The following is a 6,864-nucleotide window of genomic DNA, read 5'->3' as shown; positions in this document are numbered from 1 at the left end:
ATGCGGCGCACGCCGTCGAACCTCGAGGCGCCGCGCGCGGCCTCCAGCTCGGCGTAGACGCGCCTGCACACGCCGCCCACGCTGTGCCACTCGACGCGGGCGAGCTCGGAGTGTGTTTCGTCAAGAGGATTTGAGCAAAAAGATCATCGGAAATTGAGCAGCCTGAGCATCGGAAGCGCGCACGCTTTTTGAGCGGCTAGCCCTCCTGCATGAGGGCATGGCGGACGCGGTAGGACTCGCCGCGGAACTGGACGAGCCTCCCGTGGCGGACGATGCGGTCGATCACGGCGGCGGCCATCTGGTCGTCCCCGAACACCGACCCCCACCTGCTGAACTCCAGGTTCGTGGTGATTACCACCGACTGCCTCTCGTATGCGTCGGCGAAGACCTGGAAGAGCAGCCTCGCCCCGTCCGCGTCGAGCGGGAGAAACCCGAGCTCGTCGATGACGAGCAGGCGGGCCTTGCCGATGAGCGAGGCCTCCCGGTCGAGCCTCCCGTCGTCGCGGGCGCGCCTCAGGCGCATCACGAGCGAGGACGCCGTGAAGAAGCGCGCCTCGAGCCTCCTCTCGCACGCCAGCGCGCAGAGGGCCGACGCCATGTGCGTCTTGCCGGTGCCGACGTCGCCCATGAGCACGAGGTCCTCCCTGCGCTCGACGAAGTCGAGCGCGAGCAGCGACTCGCGCCCCATGCCCTCCGGCCACGACACGGCCGACCAGTCGTAGCCGTCGAAGGTCTTGGGCGCCGGCAGCGCGCAGCGCCTGAGCAGCGTCGCGCGCTTCGAGGCCTCGCGGCTGGACCTCTCCGCCTCGAGGTAGCCCGCCAGGTACTCCACCTGTTTCGGGGTGCCGAGCCTCGACCACTCCTCCAGGACGGCGGTGGTGAGCGAGCACGACCGCCCGGCCTCCACGACCCTGCGGGCCAGCTCCTCGCTAGCGGCCATCGGCGACCGCCCCCTTCAGGAACCCGTCGTAGACCGACAGGTCGGCCCCGCCGGCCCCGCCGCCGCCTCCCGCGATGCGCCTCGCCAGCACGTCGACCGTGGCGTCGTCGGGGACGCGGCCGCCCTCGACGACCCTGAGCGCCGCCTCGCATGCCGCCTCGAAGCCCGAGGACTCGCTCGCCCGGCCGATCGACCTGAGCGTGCGCCTCCTGCCGGCGGAGTCCATCCGGTCGATCCCCTCGACGAGCCCCGGCGGCATGTCGCGCCTGATCGTCGACTCCCCGAAGGCCCTCGGCCTGGCGATGATGGCGGGCACGAGCGAGAGGGGGTTCCGGACCGCGGGGCCCTCCCCGAAGGCCCTGGGGAGGACGGCGACCCGGCGGCCGCGGTCGGCGATGATCTCCACCGTCGTCGCGCGCATGCCGACGAGCAGGCTCCGCCCGTGCCAGGCGGGCCCGGCGACGTACTCGCGCCCGTCGGCCTCGACGTAGCCGCGCTTGTCGGCGCGGGCGGTGACCCACCTCACCGCGTCGAACTCCACGCCGGGAAGGGCGCGCATGGCGGCGAGGTCCTCCCGGTAGGCCTCCCCGTGCGGCCTGCCGTCGCGGCAGCGCGCCGCCGCGTTGATCCTCGCGCATCCCCTGGCGAGGAACGCGTTGAGCTCGGGGAGCGCGCCGAACGCCGGCACGGGGACGAGGAGGTTGCGCCGGAGGAACCCCACGGCGTTCTCGACGGAGCCCTTCTCGTTTCCCGAATAGGGGTTGCAGTACCGGCTCTCGAAGCGGTAGTGGGCCCTGAACTGCGAGAACAGCCTCGATTCCGTGACCTCGCCGCACACCATCCTGCCCGCCTCGGTGGCGTTGTCGAGCACCATCGCAGCCTGGGCGCGGCCCCAGCGGCGGAAGATCTCGAGCAGCCCGGCGCACAGGCACCCCGACCTCTGCGACATGAGGGCGACGCACTGCCGATCGTTCGAGTGCGGGAGCGTCGCGACCAGCAGCTTGAGGTCGAGGGCCCTCCCGCCGACCGCGGCGCGGAAGTTCCCGAAATCGACCTGGCAGGTGCCGGGCGCACACCCGAGCTCGAGGTACCCCTCTCCGCCCGCCGCCGCCCGGGCGAGCCTGAGCTCGCGGACGAACCTCTGCACGGTGGAGTACGAGCCGCCGTAGCCGCGCTCGGCGACGAGCCTGTCGTAGATCCGCCTGGCGGTGTGGCGCTGCTTCCTCGGGGCCCCGAGGTCGGCCTCGAGAACGCCCGCGACCCATTCCTCGTTGCCCTCGAGCGCGGGCCTGCCCCTCCTCCGGGGCATCGGCGCGGCGGGCGACATGTCCTCCATGTCGGCGTACTTCGCCACGGTGTTCCGGCTCACGTGGAGCACTCGGGCGATCTCGGACCTCGAGCGCCCGGCGGCATCCATCGACCGTATATCATTCACTGTGTCCAGGGGCACGGTCATCTCCTCCATCCTTCCCGGGCGGGCTCGCCAAAGTAACCGCCCGGGGAAACCATACGGCGAGGGCCGCGCCCCCGGTCCCCGGGGCGCGGCCCTCTTGCTTAAACTGCTCAATTTTTCGTGCTCACGGTGCTCATTTCCCAGTGATCACTCGGACCACTTCTTAGTGAACATCAACAGGCGGTGCAGCGGACCGCCAGCCACGCCACCCAGTCCTCGAAGTCGCGCGTGAAGCGCGCCCCGTGCCGCGCCCAGGGGACGGCCTCGGTGCGCACGCCGTGCTCCGGGCAGCGCACCCTGCAGGGCGCGTACTCCAGGTAGCAGGCCGAGCGCGCCAGGTCCATCGCCCTCCACAGCCTGGGGGCCCCGCGGTTCGCCATGTCGTAGAAGTCGCAGGCCCTGCCGCATACGGGGCAGCGGCGCTGCTCGCGCTTGTAGGGCCGGACGCTCACGACGATGCGCTCGGCCTCGATGCGCGCGCCCAGGACGACCGTGCGGGCCAGACCGAGGGCGAGAAGTAGTAGACTCTTCATGCGTCACACCTCTTCGGTTGTCTGAATTTGGCTTAGCAATCATAGGCGGATGACGCGGAAACGGCCCCTCCCGGGGCCGTTTCAGTTCCAGATCGTTGTTTTCGCCCGCTGAGCTGGGCCTATGCCGGAATCTCTCCCACAGAAACCACCGAAGAGCCAAGTTTTTTGTGGACGACGGATTTTCCGGCGTGAGTTTTGAGCGCGAGGGGCTGCAAGCGATGTTGCAGGAAGTGGAAGCCGGACGAGTGGCGACGGTCATTACCAAAGACCTTTCCCGTCTTGGCAGAAACTATCTGAAAACGGGCGAACTCATAGAGATTGTATTTCCCGAAAACGGAGTACGCTATATCGCGATCAACGACGGAGTTGACACAGCGCGGGAGGATAACGAGTTTACCCCCTTGCGGAACTGGTTTAACGAGTTTTACGCCCGCGACACAAGCAAGAAAATCCGCGCAGTTAAACAGGCACAGGCGCAAAAAGGCGAGCGCGTCAACGGGGAATATCCATACGGCTATATCCCAGACCCGAACAACCGCCACCACCTTATACCCGACCTGGAAACCGCGCCGATTGTCAAACAGGTTTTCGCTATGTTTGTTAGCGGCGTGCGTATGTGCGAAATCCAAAAATGGCTTGCGGAAAACAAAGTCTTGACGATTGGAGCGTTGCGCTATCAGCGTACAGGACAGGCGCGGTATCAGCGGGCAATGATCGCCCCCTATACTTGGCCGGACAAAACGCTCTATGACATATTAGCAAGGCAGGAATATTTAGGGCATACCATAACCGCGAAAACTCACAAGGTATCCTACAAGTCGAAAAAGACCCGGAAGAACGAAGAAGAACAACGCTATTTCTTCCCAAACACCCATGAGCCGCTTGTTGACGAGGAAACCTTTGAACTTGCGCAAAAGCGGATTGCTACCCGCCACCGCCCGACAAAAGCAGCGGAGATTGATATTTTTTCCGGCTTGCTGTTTTGCGCTGGTTGCAGACATAAGATGTATTACCAACAGGGCGTAAATATCGAGCCGCGCAAGTTTTCCTATTCTTGCGGCGCATGGCGCAACAGGGCAAGGACAGGCAGCGAGTGTACCTCTCATTATATCCGCAAAAACGTACTTCTTGATTTAGTGCTGGAAGATATGCGGCGGGTTTTGCGGTATGTTAAGGAACACGAACAGGACTTTATCTGTAAAGCTACCGAGTACGGCGACATGGAAGCGAGAAAGGCATTAGCGCAGCAGCAAAAGGAACTTTTCAAAGCACAGGCGCGTATGACCGAACTTGACACGCTTTTCCGCAAGCTGTATGAGGACAACGCATTAGGCAGACTGACAGATGAACGGTTTGTGTTTCTAACTTCCGGCTATGAGGACGAAAAGAAATCCCTTGCCGCAAGGATAGACGAGTTACAACAGCAGATCGCAACCGTTACCGAGCGAAAAAGGGATATATCAAGGTTTATTCAGATTGTCGGGAAATACAGCGACATACAGGAATTGACCTATGAAAACGTCCATGAGTTTATCGACCGTATTTTGATACATGAATTAGACCGGGAAACCAACACCCGGAAAATCGAAATCCATTATAGCTTTGTCGGACAGGTTGATACCGAGCAGGAGCCGACGCAAGTTGTCAACCATGACCGCCGCAACATGGTAGATGTAAAAAGTATCGCTATCTAACCCCAGCAAAAGAGCCATCAGTCACTTTGTCCCGTCCGCGTTTTGCTTGGTTGAGCTTTATTGGCCCGAAGCCATGCCCATGCCGTAGCCGATGATGAGACCATGCATCTCGGCGTAATAGGAATCTAGGCCGTTGCAAGGCATGATGATAGTCTTGGAGCCTGGCCAGTGCTCCACAATGCGGTCGGCAAGCGCCTGGGCTCCAGCTTCGTTCTCAACGTGATCGATGATGACCTCGCCGCCCGTGAAACCCTCGGCCGCCATGGTGTCGACAATCTTGGTGAGCATCTTCTTTTCGCCTCGCGTATGCCCAACGAGTTCAATTTCGCCCGCTTCGCTCGCCGTGCCCAAAATGCGGATGTTGAGCTTGTTGGCAATAACACCGGCCGCCTTGGGGATACGTCCGGCCTTCGCAAGGTTTTCGTAATTGCATAAACTAAAGAGGATCTTGCTGTTCTGCTCCAAGCTATCGAAGTAGGCGCAGGCTTCCTCAAAGGAGGCATCCGGTTTACTTGCAAGATAGCGATCAAACAGTAAGAAGATCAGGTCCATCTTGCCGCCTGCTGCGCGCGAATTAACCAGGTGAATCTTACGATTGGGCTCTTCGGCAAGCACCATGTCACGCGCAGTGGCCGCGGCATTGTAGCTTCCCGAGACGCCCTCGGAGATGGGCATGCAGATCGTCTTGTCGGCGAGCTTAAAGAGCTCAGCCCACTCCCCTACGCTTGGGCAGGAGCTCGATGATGCGCTGGATTCCGATTGAATGGCAACATTAAGCTCGTGAACATCGAGCGAGAGATCGTCGACAAATTCACGCTCCCCCACTCGGATCTTAAGGGGTGCAAATGCAAAGGTGGTATGAGGTGCGGTTGGTTGCCAATCGCGAAGATTGCAGCTCGAATCTGAGATGAGTGCCCAGCTCATTGAGGGTCCTTTCTAGTTGTTCCTCAACAATTATAGCTATCTTTTGGATAGATGCTGCGCATATCTAGTATTCAAAACTAGATTGTAGTTTACACACAAAATGGGCGGTCGAGATAAAACAATGGACCTCGCTCCCAAAGGATACGAGGTCCACTTTCGTTAGCTGAGTTAAAACACTTAATAGCGAACGAAAATATAATTGTTGTTCATACCAGCGGCAACGGAGCTGATGATAACGCCCGTGCTGTAGTCGGAAGCATGGATCATCTGGCCGTTACCAATGTAGATGCCGGTGTGGTAAGAGTTAACAACGACGTCGCCCGGCTGAGGATCAGAAACACGGGGCCAACCCATGAAGGTGCCGGTAGTGCCCAGGCGGCAGTAGCGGCCGGTGAGGCAGTAGCTTACAAAGCCGGAGCAGTCAAAGCTGTTCGGGCCAATACCGCCCCATGAATAAGCGCAACCAAGCTTGCTATAAGCGCGAGAGACAACGCTGCCGCCGTCAACGGACTGGCTCGGCGCGGAAGGGGCCGGTGCCGGGGCGGGCGTCGAGGGCTGCGGCGTGGGAGCAGGAGCGGGCGCGGGCGCAGGCGTGTTGCCGCCGCCGTTGTTGGTCGTACCGCCACCATTGTTGGTGTTCTCGGTCGTACCGGCGGTGTCGTTGCTCACCGTAGCCTTTTCGGCGGTGCTGGCATTTATGCCAGCCTGCAGCGCGGCGTTCGCCTCGGCCTCGGCAGCAAGCTCGGCCTGAAGCTGTGAATCCAGGGAGTTCACGACACTCTGGGCCTCAGCCTGCTGGGCGTTGAGTTCGTCGACCTTCTTCTGCGTCGCGGCGACGTTCTTCTCCTGCTCGGCCTGCTTATCGGTGAGCTGCTGCTTAAGGTCCTTGACCTCCTGAATGGTCTGGGCCTGCTTGTCGGAAACCTTGCCGTAGTAGAACAAACGGTTGAGCATATCGCCCAGATCGTCGACGCCCGTCAGAACCTGAAGGAGACTCAGACCACCGGTCTTGTACTCACCGGCAACGTAGCTCGAAAGCTTTGCCTGACCCTCGGCAATCTCTTGCTGCTTTTGCGTGATCTCGCCTGCAGTCTGATCAAGCTCCTGCGTCTGTGCGGAGAGTTCTTCATGAATTTGCTGGGTTTGCGTACCGATCTGCTCGAGTTTTGTACGAGCGGCGGCAAGATCGGACGCGGTATCGGCATAGGCAGGAGCCGCGAGGCCCAAGCCCAAAACACAAGCGAGGGTTGCCGTAGCAGCGCAGCGTGCCATGTTTTTATGCGTGTTTGCTGTGCGCATGGAGCTTCCTTTCCGGTATCT

6 protein-coding genes are annotated in these 6,864 nt (G+C 61.0%); 1 reads left to right on the top strand and 5 read right to left on the bottom strand.

The genetic code is table 11. From position 1 onward, the window contains the following. Positions 1-196: 196 nt before the first annotated feature. From istB to ACTQWD_RS03765, 3 genes are all read right to left on the bottom strand, one after another. Entirely contained in the window at positions 197-940 is a 744-nt protein-coding gene (gene istB / locus ACTQWD_RS03775; protein WP_441559287.1) for an IS21-like element helper ATPase IstB, read from the bottom strand. Next, the gene (gene istA, locus ACTQWD_RS03770; RefSeq protein ID WP_441559286.1) at positions 930-2,405 is read right to left on the bottom strand and encodes an IS21 family transposase; all 1,476 of its coding nucleotides are present in this window, start codon (positions 2,403-2,405) and stop codon (positions 930-932) included. The genes istB and istA overlap by 11 nt, the downstream gene beginning before the upstream one ends. Positions 2,406-2,566: 161 nt before the next feature. Continuing rightward, a complete protein-coding gene (locus tag ACTQWD_RS03765) occupies positions 2,567-2,926 on the bottom strand; it encodes a helix-turn-helix domain-containing protein (protein ID WP_441559285.1) in 360 nt (119 codons plus the stop codon). Between the two features lie 95 nt (positions 2,927-3,021). On the opposite strand from ACTQWD_RS03765, the gene ACTQWD_RS03760 reads away from it, so the two are divergent. Further along, on the top strand, positions 3,022-4,620 hold the full coding sequence (locus ACTQWD_RS03760) for a DUF4368 domain-containing protein (protein WP_441559284.1): 1,599 nt from the start codon (positions 3,022-3,024) through the stop codon (positions 4,618-4,620). A 57-nt stretch (positions 4,621-4,677) separates the two neighbouring features. Here the strand turns inward: ACTQWD_RS03760 and ACTQWD_RS03755 are convergent, their stop codons facing one another. Both ACTQWD_RS03755 and ACTQWD_RS03750 read right to left on the bottom strand, forming a co-directional pair. Further along, positions 4,678-5,544 carry a DegV family protein gene (locus ACTQWD_RS03755; protein WP_427748039.1) on the bottom strand — a complete coding sequence of 289 codons (867 nt, stop codon included), beginning with the start codon at positions 5,542-5,544 and terminating at the stop codon, positions 4,678-4,680. Between the two features lie 177 nt (positions 5,545-5,721). Then, entirely contained in the window at positions 5,722-6,843 is a 1,122-nt protein-coding gene (locus ACTQWD_RS03750) for a coiled-coil domain-containing protein (protein WP_154516376.1), read from the bottom strand. Positions 6,844-6,864 lie beyond the last annotated feature (21 nt).

This window comes from Collinsella sp. LCP19S3_B6 (assembly GCF_052121815.1).
GTDB lineage: Bacteria > Actinomycetota > Coriobacteriia > Coriobacteriales > Coriobacteriaceae > Collinsella.
This window is presented reverse-complemented; position numbering and strand designations above follow the sequence as displayed.